This window comes from Chitinophaga hostae, from assembly GCF_018224885.1.
GTDB lineage: Bacteria > Bacteroidota > Bacteroidia > Chitinophagales > Chitinophagaceae > Chitinophaga > Chitinophaga hostae.
Genome location: NZ_JAGTXB010000002.1, coordinates 659,090 through 672,540 on the forward strand (window position 1 = coordinate 659,090; position 13,451 = coordinate 672,540).

General features: G+C 46.7%; 12 protein-coding genes. 7 read left to right on the top strand and 5 right to left on the bottom strand.

Going from position 1 to position 13,451, the window contains the following annotated elements; genetic code table 11:
• Positions 1 to 2 precede the first annotated feature (2 nt).
• Together KE626_RS06965 and KE626_RS06970 are read left to right on the top strand one after the other, a co-directional pair.
• On the top strand, positions 3 to 548 hold the full coding sequence (locus KE626_RS06965) for a prolyl hydroxylase family protein (protein WP_211972134.1): 546 nt from the start codon (positions 3 to 5) through the stop codon (positions 546 to 548).
• A gap of 8 nt (positions 549 to 556) precedes the next feature.
• Positions 557 to 1,288 carry a metallophosphoesterase family protein gene (locus KE626_RS06970; RefSeq protein ID WP_211972135.1) on the top strand — a complete coding sequence of 244 codons (732 nt, stop codon included), beginning with the start codon at positions 557 to 559 and terminating at the stop codon, positions 1,286 to 1,288.
• A gap of 48 nt (positions 1,289 to 1,336) precedes the next feature.
• Here KE626_RS06970 and KE626_RS06975 read toward each other — a convergent pair whose 3' ends face one another.
• The 3 genes from KE626_RS06975 to KE626_RS06985 form a co-directional block, all read right to left on the bottom strand.
• The gene (locus tag KE626_RS06975) at positions 1,337 to 3,895 is read right to left on the bottom strand and encodes a TonB-dependent receptor (RefSeq protein ID WP_211972136.1); all 2,559 of its coding nucleotides are present in this window, start codon (positions 3,893 to 3,895) and stop codon (positions 1,337 to 1,339) included.
• Positions 3,896 to 4,234: 339 nt separating this feature from the next.
• Complete coding sequence (locus tag KE626_RS06980; protein ID WP_249207306.1) at positions 4,235 to 4,942, bottom strand: LytR/AlgR family response regulator transcription factor; 708 nt, start codon at positions 4,940 to 4,942, stop codon at positions 4,235 to 4,237.
• The gene (locus tag KE626_RS06985; protein WP_211972137.1) at positions 4,942 to 5,985 is read right to left on the bottom strand and encodes a sensor histidine kinase; all 1,044 of its coding nucleotides are present in this window, start codon (positions 5,983 to 5,985) and stop codon (positions 4,942 to 4,944) included. Before KE626_RS06985 ends, KE626_RS06980 begins: the two co-directional genes overlap by 1 nt.
• Before the next feature lie 138 nt (positions 5,986 to 6,123).
• Here KE626_RS06985 and KE626_RS06990 point away from each other — a divergent pair, with 138 nt between their 5' ends.
• Positions 6,124 to 6,903: a fatty acid desaturase gene (locus tag KE626_RS06990; protein WP_211972138.1), complete on the top strand. Its 780-nt coding sequence runs from the start codon at positions 6,124 to 6,126 to the stop codon at positions 6,901 to 6,903.
• 111 nt (positions 6,904 to 7,014) lie between these two features.
• Here the strand turns inward: KE626_RS06990 and KE626_RS06995 are convergent, their stop codons facing one another.
• A complete protein-coding gene (locus KE626_RS06995; protein WP_211972139.1) occupies positions 7,015 to 8,346 on the bottom strand; it encodes an ABC1 kinase family protein in 1,332 nt (443 codons plus the stop codon).
• Positions 8,347 to 8,351: 5 nt separating this feature from the next.
• A complete protein-coding gene (locus KE626_RS07000; protein WP_211972140.1) occupies positions 8,352 to 8,978 on the bottom strand; it encodes a TetR/AcrR family transcriptional regulator in 627 nt (208 codons plus the stop codon).
• 587 nt (positions 8,979 to 9,565) lie between these two features.
• On the opposite strand from KE626_RS07000, the gene KE626_RS07005 reads away from it, so the two are divergent.
• The 4 genes from KE626_RS07005 to KE626_RS07020 all read left to right on the top strand — a co-directional run bounded on the left by KE626_RS07005 (position 9,566) and on the right by KE626_RS07020 (position 13,396).
• Complete coding sequence (locus KE626_RS07005) at positions 9,566 to 10,966, top strand: RtcB family protein (protein WP_211972141.1); 1,401 nt, start codon at positions 9,566 to 9,568, stop codon at positions 10,964 to 10,966.
• Positions 10,967 to 10,970: 4 nt separating this feature from the next.
• Entirely contained in the window at positions 10,971 to 11,585 is a 615-nt protein-coding gene (prfH, locus tag KE626_RS07010; RefSeq protein ID WP_211972142.1) for a peptide chain release factor H, read from the top strand.
• 71 nt (positions 11,586 to 11,656) lie between these two features.
• Entirely contained in the window at positions 11,657 to 12,217 is a 561-nt protein-coding gene (locus tag KE626_RS07015; protein ID WP_211972143.1) for an RNA polymerase sigma factor, read from the top strand.
• A gap of 54 nt (positions 12,218 to 12,271) precedes the next feature.
• Positions 12,272 to 13,396, top strand: coding sequence for a FecR family protein (locus KE626_RS07020; RefSeq protein WP_211972144.1), 1,125 nt, complete (start codon positions 12,272 to 12,274; stop codon positions 13,394 to 13,396).
• Positions 13,397 to 13,451 lie beyond the last annotated feature (55 nt).

Genomic DNA, 13,451 nt, shown 5'->3' on the forward strand with positions numbered 1-13,451 from the left:
TTATGGAAAAACATGAATACACCCCACAGATTTTTACCCTGAAAGATTTTCTTTCCCCCGGAGAATGTACCGCGCTGATAGAAAAAAGCGAAGCAATGGGTTACGAGGAAGCCACGGTAGACGTGGGTCACGGCGTACAACGTATGATAAAAGGCGTACGGAATAATGAAAGGGTATTGTATAAGGAGGAAGCTTATGCTACCTTTATCTGGGAACGGCTGAAAGATTTTGCGCCCGAAGGGACAGATGAAAGGAAGGCCGTTGGCGTAAACGAATTGTTCCGGTTTTATAAATACAGCCCCGGACAACGCTTTAAAATGCACAAAGACGGCAGTTTTGAGCGGAATCGTTTTGAAGCCAGCCAATATACTTTTATGATTTATCTGAACGATGCATATACCGGTGGGGAAACCATTTTTGCTTCCGGGGAGATCATCCGCCCGGAAACCGGTACGGCATTGATCTTTCACCATCCGCTGCGGCATGAAGGCTCCCTGCTGACGGCCGGCGTGAAATATGTGCTGAGAACGGATATTATGTACAAATAAAATAGCACATGCCCGCAACCTACGTTATAGGTGATATACACGGTGCACTGAAGGCCCTGCAACAGCTGCTGGACCGGATCGCACCGGAAAAGGAAGATACACTGGTTTTTTTAGGAGATTATGTGGATGGCTGGTCTGAATCGGCAGAAGTGATCACTTACCTGATGCAACTGGAACAAAAGCACCGCTGCATTTTTATTAAAGGCAATCATGACGCCTGGTGTGAATCCTGGCTGCATGGCATTATGCCGGAAGCCTCCTGGCTGAGAAACGGCGGACAAGCAACCGTGTCGAGCTTTAATAAGCTGTCGGCAGCTGAACTGGCCGTACACACCGCTTTCCTGGAGCGCATGCGACTTTATTATACCGACGATAACAACCGCTTGTTTATCCATGCAGGGTTTACCTCCACCCATGGCCCCGCCCACGAAAGGTTTGAACCCATGCTTTACTGGGACCGCAGCCTATGGGAACTGGCGCTCGCAGTAGACCCGCGCATTCCAAAGGAATCGCTGCGTTATCCAAGAAGACTGAAACTCTTTCGCGAAATATATATTGGCCATACACCCAGCGTGAACTATGGGGAAGATATGCCCATGGTGGCCGCGAATGTACATAATGTTGATACCGGCGCGGCGTTTATGGGGAAAATTTCCGCCATGAACGCGGATACCAAAGAGGTATGGCAAAGCGACTGCGTATATCTCCTGTATCCAAATGAAAAAGGCCGGAACGCTTAGGTGTACTCCCTTCGCGTTCCGGCGCTTTAAACACTATAAGACAACTTCTTATTGGATTACTTCCTGCATTCCCTGCATGCCTGCGCCCATATTCTTTCTCTTAAACAGGCTGGCATCTATTTTACCAAACCGGTAAGCAAAGTTCAGGCGTATCATTTGCGGATCTTTTATGCGACTGTAGTATTGCGTGAAATACGGACTTTCGGAATACTGGTCAGACCAGCGGGTTCTGAAAATATCGTTGAAACTCAATGTTACGGAGGCTGCATTGTTTTTCAGGAAACTCTTCTTGATGGCGGCATCTACTCCATAGAAGGAGGCGATGTAACCCTGCGAAGCATTTTGTGATTGCTGCATCGGCGGACCAGCCTGCACATTTTTATTATCATTTACCGGCAGGTTAGTTTTGGACTGATAGGTACCGGTGAGTTGAATTTCGAAATTCAATGGCAGCTTAAAGCTGTTATTGATCTTTCCAAACCAGCTCCAGAGCGCGTCCTGCGATTGCGTGACGTTGCTGGTATTGATTTTGGAATTGTAGAGGTTTACGTTGGTCGACATACTCCACCACTTGGTGATGGTATTCATCGATGTTACCTCCATACCTGCTGAGTAGCTGGAATTAGCATTGATGTAGGTGTTTACCAGCAATTCCTGTCCGTTTACGGGATCCGTTTCCTTGGTCAGGTAACGGGTGATCAGGTTGTTGGTATGCCTGTAGTAGAGAGATGCCAGCAAGGTATTGTTACCTTTGAACGTTTTCAGGTACGACGCTTCCAGCGAAGTGGTGAACTCCGGTACCAGGCCTGGATTACCTTTGGTAATATTCAGCTTATCGGTAGAATCGGTGAACGGTATCAGCTGGAAGAAATTGGGACGATTGATCCTGCGTGTATAGCTCAGCTGCAGTTCCTGGTCGTGTTTCAGCTTCTGGCTTAAAAACAGGGAGGGGAACAAGCTGATGGGATAGTTATTTTTGAAATGTTGCCCGTTGTTGAGCAGGTCGCCGGTATAATTGGAGCTTTCGGCCCTTAAACCTACCTTATAACCAAAATTACGAATGGTGTTAGATACGCTGGCGTAAGCTGCATAAACATTATCGCTGTTTTTGTAATTATTGGAGGCAGCAGGAATCAATACAAATTTATTGTTTTCCTGGTCGAACATATAGTTGTTGAAATTACTCTTCGTATTACGGATAGCAGCTCTCAGTCCTGTTTCCAGCTTTAATTTGCCGGTAAATGGCCTTACATAGTCCGTTTGAATAGTCATAAAGCTTACGGAGCCACCACCCAGGATCTGCTGGATATCGCTGCCGGTAATGCTGCTGCCTAACCCGCTACGATAGCGGTCGGTCCGGTAGTCGGAGTTGTTATCGCTTTTACCGCCGAAATAGTTGAAATCGGCCGTTAGTTCTTCTCCTTCCTTAGGGAACAGGTGTTTCATGCCCAGTACCACACCGTTGGCGTTGAATTTATTGTGGGAAGAAGAGTTCCTTTGACTGAAAGCGCTGACAGGAATGGTTTTTCCCAGGGTGTCTGTGTTGATATTGATGGTTTCGGAAGGGTTCATTTCGCCATGTACCTTGATACCAGCCACCGACAGGGTAGTGCGGTTGGTTACAAACCAGTCGAGGCCCAGTTTACCGAAAACGAAACCGCCGTTGGTTTTGTTGTGGTTATCCTGGTTGATCATGGTAGGAGGCACATCCGCGAAGTTGCTGCGTTCTGTGGTACCGTTGGTGCGGCCCTTCATCTGGTTGCCCATTACGCTGGCGCTGATATTAACCTTATCCTGGCGGAGGTTGAAGTCGCCGCCGCCGTTGAGGGCGCCGCGTTTGTCCACACCGGCGCGCAGGTTACCGTTGTATCCTGTTTTGCGGTTCTTTTTCAGCACAATATTCAGGATACCGGCGCTGCCACCGGAAGCATCGTATTTGGCCGATGGATTGGTGATGACTTCCACATTTTCAATGGCATCTGCCGGGATCTGTTCCAGCGTAAGCGTAGTAGGGCGGCCATCTATGTATAACTGCGGCGCACTGTTACGCAACGTTACATTTCCGTCGATATCTACGTTTACGGAAGGCACATTTTTCATTACGTCGAGGGCGGTACCACCGGCGCTGACGATGTTCTTTTCCACATTAAACACCTTTTTATCGATATCCATCTGCATCAGTGGCTTGGTACCGGCTACGGTAACGCCCTGCAGCTGTGTGGTGCTTACTGCCAATTTTATGTTGCCAAGGTCCTTTTCAAAAGGAGGAAAGCTGATCGCCTGATCGACGGTTTTATAGCCGGTGGCGGTAATTCTCAGCTTCAGGGGGCCTCTTGCCGGCAGCTCTTCCAGGCTGAATTCGCCGTTGCCTTTGGTGAGCGCGCCTTTCAGCAGCTTTTCCTTCATTTTTTTGGTGGCGGAATCCATCCGGTTTTGGAGTATAATTACAGAAGCATAAGCGACGGGTTTTCCGTCCGGGTCAATGATTTTCCCATAAACATGTCCGTTCATGCCCATCGGCATTCTGCCGGCGGCGCCGCCCGGAGCCTGGGCCCAGGCACTCATGGAAAGCAAAAACAGGGTGATAAACAAATAAATCTTTTGCATTTTATATTAAATTCAGATCGTGCAAAAGTATAGCGCAGCAGTGGAATAATAAATTAAATGAGATAAGCGGGAGAAATATTGCTACGAAACTATGGGTTTGTCTTTGCCCAGGATTTTTTTTGCCCAGGATTGTCTTGCCCAGGATTAAACTGATTATGATGATTTACATGATTTTTTTATTGTGATTATAATTTGATTTTAAAAGATTCAGGAAGATATCAATAAAGATTCGCTTATATCTTCCCGAATCTTTTAAAAATCAAAAAAGAAAAAATCATGTAAATCATCATAATCAGTTTAATCCTGGGCAAGACAATCCTGGACAAGACAAATTCCGCGTTACATGTTTTTCCCCGCGATGGCATAAAGTCCTTCCCTGTAGGTATCCCCCACGGGGAGCTCCTGCTCATGCAGGAAAACGCTGTTCTTCCGTATGGAAGAGATCTCTGCTACCGAGATAATATAGGATTTGTGGATCCGGATAAATTTTGCCGGCGGTAACTGCTCCTCCATACCTTTTACGCTCATGCGCGTGATAATCGGCTTATGGGTGCTTTTGAGGTGTATTTTGACATAATCTTTCAGCCCTTCAATCCATACAATATCGGAAAATACTACTTTCAGCAGACTATAATCCACGTTAATAAAAAAGAAGTCGGCCTGTTCCTTGGCGGTTTTGCTGCCGGTTTTGAGCTGGTGAAGCTCCTGCGCCTTGTTGCATGCTTTAATGAAACGCTCCAGCGATACGGGTTTTACGAGGTAGTCGGTCACCGCCAGGTTAAAACCTTCCAGTGCATATTTTTCGTAAGCGGTAATCAGGATCACGATAGGTTTATTGGGCAGTGATTCCAGGAATTGTAAGCCGGTAAGGCCCGGCATCTGTATGTCCAGGAATATAAGATCCACCTGCTGATGCCGTAATATTTCCATGGCCTCAAATGCGTTGGTGCATTTGCCTGTGAGCTGCAGGTAGGGCACCATGCTGATATTGTCTTCCAGCAGGTCGAGTGCTAATGGTTCGTCATCTATGGCAATACACTTCATCATCAGTGGAGATTTAATTGTAAGGATACTATAAACCAGTCTTCTTTTTTTTCAATATGCAAAACATAATTATCTCCATATAATAAATTTAAACGCCTTTTCACATTGGCCAAACCGATACCGCTGGTTTTGTCTTTTATTTCTGAAGAAGTTTCATTGTATTTGTTGCGTACGGAAAAAAATAACATGCCGGGGCGGGTGGATAAATTAACATCTATCCTGGCATCGGTAATCAACCCTGTACCATGTTTGAAAGCATTTTCCACGAAAGGAATCAACAGCATGGGCTCTATTTCGTAATTGCTGTTTGCCGCTTCCAGCGATACGTTGATCACCACATTTTTTCCAAACCGTTGCTGCTGCAAGTCTATATAACTTTGCAGGTATTCCGCTTCCCTTTGCAGGGGTACTTTTTCCTCATCCGCTTCATATAACATATAACGCATCAATGAAGAAAGTTTGATCAGTGAAGGCTCTAATACATCCGACTTTTTGCGGGCCAGCGATACCATGTTGTTCAACACGTTGAACATAAAGTGTGGACTCACCTGTGAACGCAGCAAGGATAACTCCGTTTTCAGGTTTTCATTTTCCTTTGCACTGTTTTTTCTTTCCTGTCTTAACTTGTCAACGATCATCTGAAATGCCGTACTGGCCGACAGCACCGTAAAGAAGATAAAGAACGTAAACAGGATGGTGGGCCGCAGGTCTAAAGGATGCAGGGACTTCAGGATCACCCTTTCAAAGATATACCGGCTGGTGAACATAAAGATAAATACACCCAGTATATACAAAGTATATTTAAAAAATTTCTTCTTATATATCATTTTAGGAATGAACACCCAGGCATTCAGGTAGAAGAATATAACGAGCACCGCATCGGTGTAGTACTGGTAGTTTATCCACGCCTGTTTTTCGTTTATATGCTCCCGTTCCCAGCTTTCATTCGTAGCATGCAGGAGATAGGGCAGCGAGAAAAAAACCAGCCAGGCAACGATATGTCTTACCGCTACCGCCCATTTTTGTTGATACCATTCCTCATTCATGGCGGCAAATTAGGTATTTATATATTTATCGTGTACTGGTTGCGACCAACTGCAATAATTATACGACCAATAGTATTAAATAATGTTTTAATTTTACACGCGAATTCCTGATTACCTCATTTCCCTAAATCCCGGTATATGGCTACTGCTGATATCACCCGCAAAATTGCCTGGAAAGACTTAACCCGCCTGTCTGTCCGCGAAATGCTGATCGAAAACAATATTTCTATTCCCTGGGCGCTGGGTTCCTGGGTGCTGGCCTGGTACGGGTATTACCTGCTGGCATTGCCTTTTTCAGCACTCTTCTTTCTCACGGCATTGCGACAGGTGCACAATGGATTCCATCAATCGCTGGGTACCAATAAACAACTGACCTGGTTTACTTTGTTCTTCAACAGTATTTTAATGATGGCATCTATCCATGCGGTAAAATTTAACCACATCCGCCATCATAAATATTGTTTATCGGAAGAAGATTATGAAGGTAAGTCTGCCGGTATGAGCGCACTGGGGGCCATTTTTTACGGACCTAAACATATGTGGCTCATTCACCGGGTAACCTGGCAGCTGGGCAACCGGAACTATCGCCGGAATATGTTGCTGGAGCTGGGCGCCATCGTCCTCTTTACAGGACTGGTGTTTTATTTCCAGGTACATTTCCTGATGTATCATATTGTGGTGATGATCTTCGGGGAGCTGATGATGGCATTTTTTGCCGTATGGAGCGTGCATCATGACTGTGATCATGATACCATTGCCAGAACGCAACGTACCGGCTGGAAGAATGCGATTACATTCAGTATGTTTTACCACCTGGAACATCACCTGTTTCCGGCGGTGCCTACTATAAAATTGCCGGAGCTGTGTAAGCGTATCGATGAAGCATTACCAGCGCTGGAGAAGAAGAAAACATTCTGATAGAAGGCGCATAAAGCATAAGGGATAAAGCAAAAAGCTATTGAAGCGAATGATTGAGATGAATATTTTTCCGCTCAGATCATTCGCTTCAATAGCTTTTTGCTTTATCCCTTATGCTTTCAGCTTACCATTAACCAATTCCTGTATTCTCCCGGGACCTGTAATTACATTGGCTTTCAGGTCGCTGAGAATAGAGTATAACCCAAAATAGGTGCGGTTTATATAAAGACTGTGCCTGGAGCCACGGGCTACTTTGGAGTCACGGATTTCCTTCATGTTGTACAGCTCATCCATGTAAGCATATATTTCATTGAAGTATGCTTCATTGCCAAAGTCAAAATTTTCGAGGGTAAATGGCAATGTCAGCAAATCGATCATATGCTGGAAAAGACCGGAGAAGAATTCCACTTCTTTAGGGGTATCTGATGGGTGGATCATTTCCAGGTTGGTATAGATCTCATGTCGTCTTTTTTCATCTTTCAGTACTTCCTTATCTACCAGCAGGAAATAGTTTACATAAAAATCTTCCGGAATCTCTTTCACACATCCAAAATCAAAAATACCTACGCTGCCATCGGGGCGCATCAGGAAATTGCCGGGGTGAGGATCGGCATGTACCTGTTTCAGGCTGTGTACCTGGAACTGGTAGAAATCCCATAATGCCTGGCCTATTTTATTTCGTGCTTCCTGGGTGGGATTGGTGAGTAAGAATTCTTTCAGATGCAGTCCTTCCAGCCAGTCCATGGTAATGATCCGGTCCGACGACATGTCCGGGTAATACCCGGGGAACTGCAGGTTGGGAATATGGGCGCATGCCTGGGAGAGTGCTACCGAGCGGCGGAGCTCCAGCTTATAGTCGGTTTCTTCCAGCAGCTTACCTTCTATCTCCTCAAAGTATTTGTCCATATCTACTTCGTTCATACCCACGATGCGGATAGCAAAAGGTTTTACGATACGAAGGTCCGATTTTACACTGTTGGCTACACCGGGATACTGGATTTTTACCGCCAGTATTTTACCATCTTTGGTGGCTTTATGTACCTGGCCTATGGAGGCGGCATTGGACGCCTGCATCTCAAATTTATCGTATAGCTGTGACGGTGATTTGCCCAGCGTTTTAACAAAGGTATTTACTACCAGCGGTCCGCTCAGCGGGGGAGCGCTGTACTGCGACATCGCAAATTTTTCGGTATAGGCCTTGGGGAGCATTCCTTTGTCCATACTCAGCATTTGGGCCACTTTCAGGGCGCTGCCTTTCAGGTTGCTCAGGGTATCGTAAATATCAGCGGCATTGTCCTGGTGTAGTTCTTCCTTTGTAGTGGAAGGATCCATCAGTTTGCGCGTGTAGTGTTTGATATAGTTGGTACCTACCTTAAGTCCGGTCGTAACGAATTTGCCTGCCCTTTCCACCTTGGAGGTGGGTATATTGGATTGCTCTTTCATGTTGCTTATTTCCGCGTAAATATAAATTTGCCAAAGTCCAGCAGGCTATCCAGTGTATTGGATTTGATCAGCTGAAAGCTCAGGTTCACCGCTTTTTCAATGGCGGCATCGGTCATCTCGAACTGGTTGCTGGTATCATCCAGCCAGTATTTGAGCACAAACAGGGCCTGCAGCCAGAAACCGTGCACATATTGATCAGAGATGTATTTTCTTTCCTTGATTTCGCTGGACTGGTATCCTTCTTTTACCAGGTCGCTTACATAGCTGTTGAATGCGTGGCGGAATGTTTCCAGCTTATTGCGGTAAAAGTCCGGCAACCGGAAATGTTTGCGCTGTAAGAGCAGATAGCTGCGGTCTTCTTTCAGTTTCTGTACCCAGAGAAAATAAAATGCCAGCAGTTTTTCCTGCGCATTGTATTGCTGATATACTTCATCTGCCTGCAGCTGTTCCAGCGTTTGCTGGAAGATGGCTAACCAGATGTCTTTTTCTACAGCTTCCAGTGAACTATATTGTTCGTAAAAGGTCGCTTCCGTGATGTCTACAATTTTGCAGAGCGCATAAACAGATACAGGTGCTTTGCCGTTTTCCAGCCAGTACACTTTGTAAGCGTTGCGGATGAGCTGTTTGTCCATGAGAAAAAGTTTTACTATTGTTGAAATGGCCCGTCCGGAGCGGGTTCCGGAGGTTAATATTGCGGGCGTATACAAATTTACGTCATGCACTGTTATAAACCCTTTTTTATCCGTCTGCGAAATGTTAAAATCTATCGTAAAAGCAATAAAATTGCTATGATAAAAAATGTATACCGGTATTTGAAAAATACCCATATCTTTGCAGCCGAATTCCTTACTCTTCATTTTTAAAATGCAGGGAATCATGACAGAACATTCACACATATCGCCCCTTTCGCTCATTGCCTGATCAGGCAAACGCAGTGTTTTTACTTTTGCATAAGCAGGAAAAATAGCTTTTAGCAGTTAGCTATTAGCTTTTAGCAGTTGCTATTAGCAATTGGTTGTTAGCAATTAGCTTTAGACACCAGGCAACTACTAAAAGCTAACTGCTAATAGCTAATAGCTATTTGTTTGCCCCTCAGCGTTGCCGCGAAAGCTATTCCGTTACGGAACAATATGCTCATTTAATTATATCATGATCACGCAGGCAGACCTGCCTGTGCCGGCATTGTGCGCGCCGGAAAGTCGCACCCAATACACTTTTTATGGGAAGCATAAAAACAAAGGAACTTAGTAAAATAGGTTATACAAACGACCAGGCGAGAAGCCTCGTTATCAATATTATCTCCAGGCATTTCAAACATCATAGCAAGCCGGAGATCATCGAATTATTAACAAACATAAAATCGGATCCGGCAAAATACCGGGCGGATGAAGTGTTAGGCAAAATTGCGGACACTTTCCTGGATGAACCGGTGGAGTGTAATTTCCAGTCTTATGATTTACTGGAGAAAACAGGACAGCTGAAAATATACGGCGCCAAAGAAATAGAACGTTCTGCCAAACAACAGATGGAACTGGCCATGTCTTTGCCGGTAACGGTACAAGGCGCTTTAATGCCGGATGCACATACCGGTTACGGCTTACCTATCGGCGGCGTACTGGCTACCCAAAATGCTGTGTTGCCATTTGCGGTGGGCGTAGACATTGGTTGCCGCATGGCGCTTACCATCCTGGATGAAGGAGAAAGTTTCTTAAAACGTTTTTCACACCAGGTGAAAGTAGCGTTGAAAGACTATACGCACTTTGGTATGGAAGGCGGACTGGCGTTTTCACAGGAACATGCTGTATTAGACAGCCCCGTGTTCCAGTTTACGGAACTGTTGAAAAAGTTACAGGCCAAAGCGGCGCGGCAGTTAGGATCATCCGGTAGCGGGAATCACTTTGTGGAATTTGGGTTAATAGAACTGTATGAAGACAATGCCCTGCAGTTACCTCCCAAAAAATACCTGGCGTTGCTGTCGCATTCCGGCAGCCGGGGATTGGGCGCTAATATTGCGCAGCACTACACCCGTATTGCCATGGATACCTGTAAACTGCCAAAGTCGGCGCAGCAGCTGGCCTGGCTGGATATGAACAGTGAAGCAGGACAGGAATACTGGCTGTCGATGAACCTGGCCGGCGATTACGCCAAAGCCTGTCACGACCGCATCCATGCCAATCTCACCAAAGCGCTCGGTTTGCAGGCGCTGGCCAAAGTGGAAAACCATCACAATTTTGCCTGGGAAGATACCCTGGCAGATGGTCGCGCAGTGATTGTTCACCGCAAAGGAGCTACGCCCGCGCATGCCGGTGAAATGGGCATCATTCCAGGCAGCATGTGCACCGCCGCTTACCTCGTAAAAGGCAAAGGAGTAGACAACGCGTTGTATTCCGCTTCACATGGTGCAGGCAGGGCTATGAGCCGTAAAAGAGCCAAAGAAAACATGACCGTATCCGGTTTAAAGAAAATGCTGTCCGGCGCAGGCGTTACCCTGATCGGTGGCAGCGTGGAAGAAAACCCCCTCGCATATAAAAACATCGAAGATGTGATCAATGCGCAGCAGGATTTAGTAGATATAGAAGGCAGGTTTATGCCCGCCATTGTAAGAATGAATAAAGACTAATATTATGGAACAGGCAATTATACAGATCACCTCCGGCCGCGGCCCTGCAGAATGTTGCAGGGTAGTGGCCAGGGTACAGGAACTCATCATTAAACAAGCCAGGGCGGCATCTATCGACATACAGGTGCTCGAAAATATAAAAGGCGATATCAACGGCACACTGCTGTCGGCCACGCTGTTGGCCAAAGGCAGCCAGTTGCCCGCACTCATCAAAGAATGGGAAGGCACTATTCAATGGGTGGCAACAAGCCCCTACCGTAAAATGCACAAACGTAAAAATTGGTTTGCAGGTGTAACGGTTTTCGATGTGAAAAAGCAGTTGCAATGGAATCCGAAAGACGTGGTACTGGAAACCTGCCGCGCTGCAGGGCCTGGCGGGCAGCATGTCAACAAAGTGGAAACAGCCGTTCGCGGTACACACCGGCCCAGTGGTTTACAGGTGCTGGCGATGGACAGCCGTTCCCAGTTACAGAATAAACAGTTGTGTCTTGAACGCCTCGCGGCAAAGTTCCTGGCGTGGCAAACGGGATTGCTGATGAGCCAGCAGCAAAGCCGGTGGCAGGAACATAATGAACTGGAAAGAGGAAAGGCAGTGAAAGTGATCAGGGAGCGGTTGTAAAGTCTTTACTCCCTGGCAAAAGAAAAAATTGCTATTTTTATAGCATCTGCCGGATATCAACCAACTACCACGTGGAGGATCAAAGTGACATAGCGCTATTAAAACGACTGCAACAGGCTGATGAAGCGGCTTACACCGAAATATTTCATCGATACTGGGAAAAATTGTACGCCATCGCGTATAACCGTTTGCGTATACGCACGGCTGCGGAAGACGTAGTGCAAGAGGTATTGGCCAGTCTCTGGGTGCGGAAAGATGTGCTTGAAATACGCCATCTTTCCGGCTACCTGGCCACCGCTACCCGCTACGCCGTATTCCGGCAGATCAGCCGCTTATTGCCCGATCAGCCACTTGATAACCCGGATGTAGTGCGGCAGCTGGTGGAAGATCCGGATATGAGCCACCTCGATTTCTGTCGTTTGCAGGAAAGACTGGGTGTGGAAATTGCCGGTCTGCCGGAAAAATGCCGCCTCGTTTTTTTATACAGTCGCCGCGAACAGTATAGCAATAAAGAAATTGCCGCCGCCATGCAGCTGTCGGAAAAAACCGTAGAAGCCCATCTCACCAAGGCATTGAAGCATTTGCGTCTGCGTTTGAAAGACGTATATCCCTACCTTTCTTTCCTTCTCTGAAAATTTTTTTGACCCGGACTAAGGGTAGCAACCCTATTTCTGTACTCTACTATTATGCAGCATTTAAAAGACCTGATCCAACGTTATCTGAAAGGCAACGCCACGCCCGAAGAAACCGGTGCGCTGAATGAGTGGTACGATAGCTTCGACGACAGTGAGGTATCCCTGCCGCTGGAGCCGGGAGAAGATCGTCAGCAGCTGGAACAGCGTTTACTGAACAGGCTGCGGCCTGCCATGCAGCCGGTACGGGCTCAAAAACCTTTTTACCGGCGTTATGCGGCGGCGGCAACTGTGGCTGTACTGGTAGCCGCTGCGGGAATAGCAGTACTGCAACACCGGAACGCATCTCCCCCAAAAAATATAATTGCTACGCATCCTGCCACGAAAGAAGTGCTTCCTGCCAATAAAAAAGCAATGCTCACGCTGGGCGATGGCAGCACCATTGCGCTGGATGATGTGGCCAACGGTGCCCTTGGGAAACAGGGAGGCGCCAGGGTGGTTAAAAATACAGGCGGACAGCTCTCTTACGAGGCTGATCATGCAGGCGGAGAGGCCGTGTATAATACCCTCACGGTGCCCCGTGGTGGTCAATACCAGGTGGTGTTGCCGGATGGCTCCAAAGTATGGCTCAACTCCGCTTCTTCATTGCGTTACCCTACTGCCTTCAATGGCGCGGAAAGAAAAGTAATCCTGCAGGGGCAGGCCTATTTTGAAATAGCCGGAAAAGCTGCTCAGCCTTTTAAAGTACAGGCCAATGAAATGGAGGTAGTGGTACTGGGCACACGGTTCGATATGATGGCCTATGCGGATGAACCTACTATCAATGCTACCTTATTAGATGGAAAAATAAAAGTACAGGATAAGATCCTGCGGCCCGGTCAACAGGCGGTGCTGGCACTTGCCGGGCATCAGCTTACCATTGGCGAAGCCGATGTAAATAAAATTATGGCCTGGAAGAATGGCCTCTTCGTGTTTAATAATATGGACCTTCCTACCATCCTGCGGGAAATAGTCCGCTGGTACGATGTGGAAATTGTATACCAGGCTACACCCGGCAAAGAGCTGTATGGTGGAGGGATCAGCCGGAATCTTAATTTATCAGCCGTGTTGCACGTACTCGAGGAAAACGGAACCAACCACTTTAAAACAGATGGGAACAAAGTAATTGTATTACCATAAAAGAGATAAAGAAAACGTATGAAATAAATTGTTGAACAATGGAAAAACCGGAGGT

Excerpts from the sequence above, each read along its gene's own strand:
- KE626_RS06965 (WP_211972134.1), top strand. The coding sequence starts at position 3 with ATGGAAAAACATGAATACACCCCACAGATTTTTACCCTGAAAGATTTT.
- KE626_RS06970 (WP_211972135.1), top strand. The coding sequence starts at position 557 with ATGCCCGCAACCTACGTTATAGGTGATATACACGGTGCACTGAAGGCC.
- KE626_RS06975 (WP_211972136.1), bottom strand. The coding sequence starts at position 3,895 with ATGCAAAAGATTTATTTGTTTATCACCCTGTTTTTGCTTTCCATGAGT.
- KE626_RS06980 (WP_249207306.1), bottom strand. The coding sequence starts at position 4,942 with ATGATGAAGTGTATTGCCATAGATGACGAACCATTAGCACTCGACCTG.
- KE626_RS06985 (WP_211972137.1), bottom strand. The coding sequence starts at position 5,985 with ATGAATGAGGAATGGTATCAACAAAAATGGGCGGTAGCGGTAAGACAT.
- KE626_RS06990 (WP_211972138.1), top strand. The coding sequence starts at position 6,124 with ATGGCTACTGCTGATATCACCCGCAAAATTGCCTGGAAAGACTTAACC.
- KE626_RS06995 (WP_211972139.1), bottom strand. The coding sequence starts at position 8,346 with ATGAAAGAGCAATCCAATATACCCACCTCCAAGGTGGAAAGGGCAGGC.
- KE626_RS07000 (WP_211972140.1), bottom strand. The coding sequence starts at position 8,978 with ATGGACAAACAGCTCATCCGCAACGCTTACAAAGTGTACTGGCTGGAA.
- KE626_RS07005 (WP_211972141.1), top strand. The coding sequence starts at position 9,566 with ATGGGAAGCATAAAAACAAAGGAACTTAGTAAAATAGGTTATACAAAC.
- prfH (WP_211972142.1), top strand. The coding sequence starts at position 10,971 with ATGGAACAGGCAATTATACAGATCACCTCCGGCCGCGGCCCTGCAGAA.
- KE626_RS07020 (WP_211972144.1), top strand. The coding sequence starts at position 12,272 with ATGCAGCATTTAAAAGACCTGATCCAACGTTATCTGAAAGGCAACGCC.